We start from the raw sequence: 2,188 nt of genomic DNA on the forward strand, positions 1-2,188 counted from the left end.
CGTGCGCCGCCCGCGCCCTTCGCGGCCGGACGACCGCCACGGCCCGCGGGGCCGCCCTTGCCGGAGCCGCCGCCCGTGCCGCCTCGGGGGGCCCCGCCGCTGCGGGGTGCCTGGGGGCTCATGCGCGTCCCTGTTCTGCCAGCTCGTCCAGCACGTCGACCTCGGGTAGGTAGGGGGCCAGCGCGGGCAGCTCGTCGAGGGAGCGCAGCCCGAGGCGCTGGAGGAAGTAGTCGGTGGTGCCGTAGAGGGTGGCGCCGCTCTCGCCCTCGGCGCCCACCTCGGCGATGAGGCCGCGGTTGAGCAGCGTGCGGACCACCCCGTCGACGTTGACGCCGCGGACCGCGCTCACGCGCGAGCGGGAGATCGGCTGGCGGTAGGCGATGACGGCCAGGGTCTCCAGGGAGGCTTGGGTCAGCTTGGCCTGCTGGCCGTCGAGGAGGAACTTCTCCACGACCGGCGCGTACTCCGGGCGGCTGTAGACGCGCCAGCCGCCGGCCACGTTGCGCACCGTGAACCCGCGGTTGCCCAGCTCGTAGTCGTCGGCCAGGGCCTGCAGGTGGCCGAGGACGTCCTCGACCGGCAGCTCCAGGGCCGACGCCAGGGCCACCTCGCTGACGGGCTCGTCGACGACCATCAGCACGGCCTCGATCGCACCGCGTGCGCCGGCCGGGAAGTCGTTGATGTCGAACGCGATCTGCTCCTCGGCAGTCTCGTCGACCTCGGCGACGGGGGCCTGGGCGGCTGGTGCCGCGCCGGCGCTCGTCTCGCTCACAGGTGCTCTCCTTGCTCGTGCTCGACCCCGGCGCGGGCGCCGGGTCCGTGCTCAGTCTTGCGTGTCGGGGGTCGGGCCGTCACCAGCGGGGTCGCCGGCAGCCTCGTCGCCCTCGTCGAACTCGTCGCTGACGCCGACCTCGCCGTCGTCGGCGCCGGTCCAGCGGACGGTCAGCTCGCCCAGCGCCTCGACCTGCTCGAAGGCGATGGCAGACTCGCGGAAGAGCTCCAGCAGGGCCAGGAAGCGCGCCACGATCACCAGCGTCGAGTCGGCGTCGGAGACCAGCGCCCGGAAAGAGACGGTGCGGTCGCGGCGCAGCCGGGTGACCACGAGCGTGGCCTGCTCGCGCACGCTGACCGCCGGCGCGTGCAGGTGGTCCAGGCCCACCGTCGGCGCCACCTTGGGGGTCATCGCCCGCGCGGCGATCATCGCGAGCTGCTCGGGGGTGATCCCGATGACCAGCTCCGGCAGCAGCGCCGCGAACTGCGGCTCGAGCCCGGCCTGGCGGGCGGTCATCCGCCCGGCCTGGGCCATCTGCTGGCCGAAGGCGGCCGCGATGTCCTTGAAGGCGCGGTACTGCAGCAGCCGGGCGAAGAGCAGGTCACGGGCTTCGATGAGGGCGAGGTCCTCCTCGTCCTGGAGGCTCATCTGCGGCAGCAGCCGGGCCGCCTTGAGGTCGAGCAGGGTCGCGGCGATGAGCAGGAACTCCGAGGCCTGGGACAGGTCCCAGTCACGGTTGGAGGCCTGGTGGGCACGGATGTGGGCGATGAACTCGTCGGTAACCTTGGCCAGCGCGATCTCGGTGATGTCGAGCTTGTGCTTGCTGATCAGGCCGAGCAGGAGGTCGAACGGCCCCTGGAACACGTCGAGGTTGACCTGGAACGGGGTGCTGGCACCGCGACGGGTGAGGACGCCGCCGGGGGTGAGCTCCGCCGGTGCCGCCGCGGTGGGTTCGGTGGCAGGACGGGCGGGCTCGCCGGCACCGGCCGGCGCGTCAGACCCTGCTGCGACCGCCGGCGGGGAATCGAGCGTGCCGGGGGCTGAGCTCATCGAGGTCAGGCCGCCCCGCCCCGGGAGATCAGCTCGCGGGCCAGCTGGCGGTAGGACTCGGCCCCGGTGTGCGCCGAGGCGTAGGAGGTGATCGGCTCGGCGGCCAGCGTCGCGTCGGGGAACTTCACCGTCCGGCTGATGACCGTGTGGAACACCTGGTCGCCGAAGTGGTCGACCACGCTGCGCACGACCTCGCGGCTGTGCAGCGTGCGCCCGTCGTACATCGTGGCGAGGATGCCGTCGACCTGCAGGCGCGGGTTGAGCCGGTCGCAGATCTTGTCGATCGTCTCCACGAGCAGGGCGACGCCGCGCATGGCGAAGAACTCGCACTCCAGCGGGATGATCACGCCGTGCGCCGCGGTGAGC

The 2,188-nt window shown here is 72.9% G+C and carries 3 protein-coding genes; all 3 read right to left on the minus strand.

Annotation, left to right across the window (positions count from 1 at the left end; translation table 11 throughout):
- Positions 1–118: 118 nt before the first annotated feature.
- A complete protein-coding gene (gene scpB, locus VF825_RS03455; protein WP_414695757.1) occupies positions 119–772 on the minus strand; it encodes an SMC-Scp complex subunit ScpB in 654 nt (217 codons plus the stop codon).
- Positions 773–823: 51 nt separating this feature from the next.
- Positions 824–1,822, minus strand: a complete 999-nt coding sequence (locus VF825_RS03460) for a ScpA family protein (RefSeq protein ID WP_331110176.1) — start codon at positions 1,820–1,822, stop codon at positions 824–826.
- A 5-nt stretch (positions 1,823–1,827) separates the two neighbouring features.
- The coding region (locus tag VF825_RS03465) for a ParA family protein (RefSeq protein ID WP_331110178.1) at positions 1,828–2,188 on the minus strand (361 nt) is incomplete at its 5' end.

The organism is Oryzihumus sp., assembly GCF_036391795.1.
Classification (GTDB): domain Bacteria; phylum Actinomycetota; class Actinomycetes; order Actinomycetales; family Dermatophilaceae; genus Oryzihumus.

Bases quoted from the DNA above. Each gene is read 5' to 3' on its own strand.
- VF825_RS03460 (WP_331110176.1), bottom strand. From the start codon at position 1,822: ATGAGCTCAGCCCCCGGCACGCTCGATTCCCCGCCGGCGGTCGCAGCA.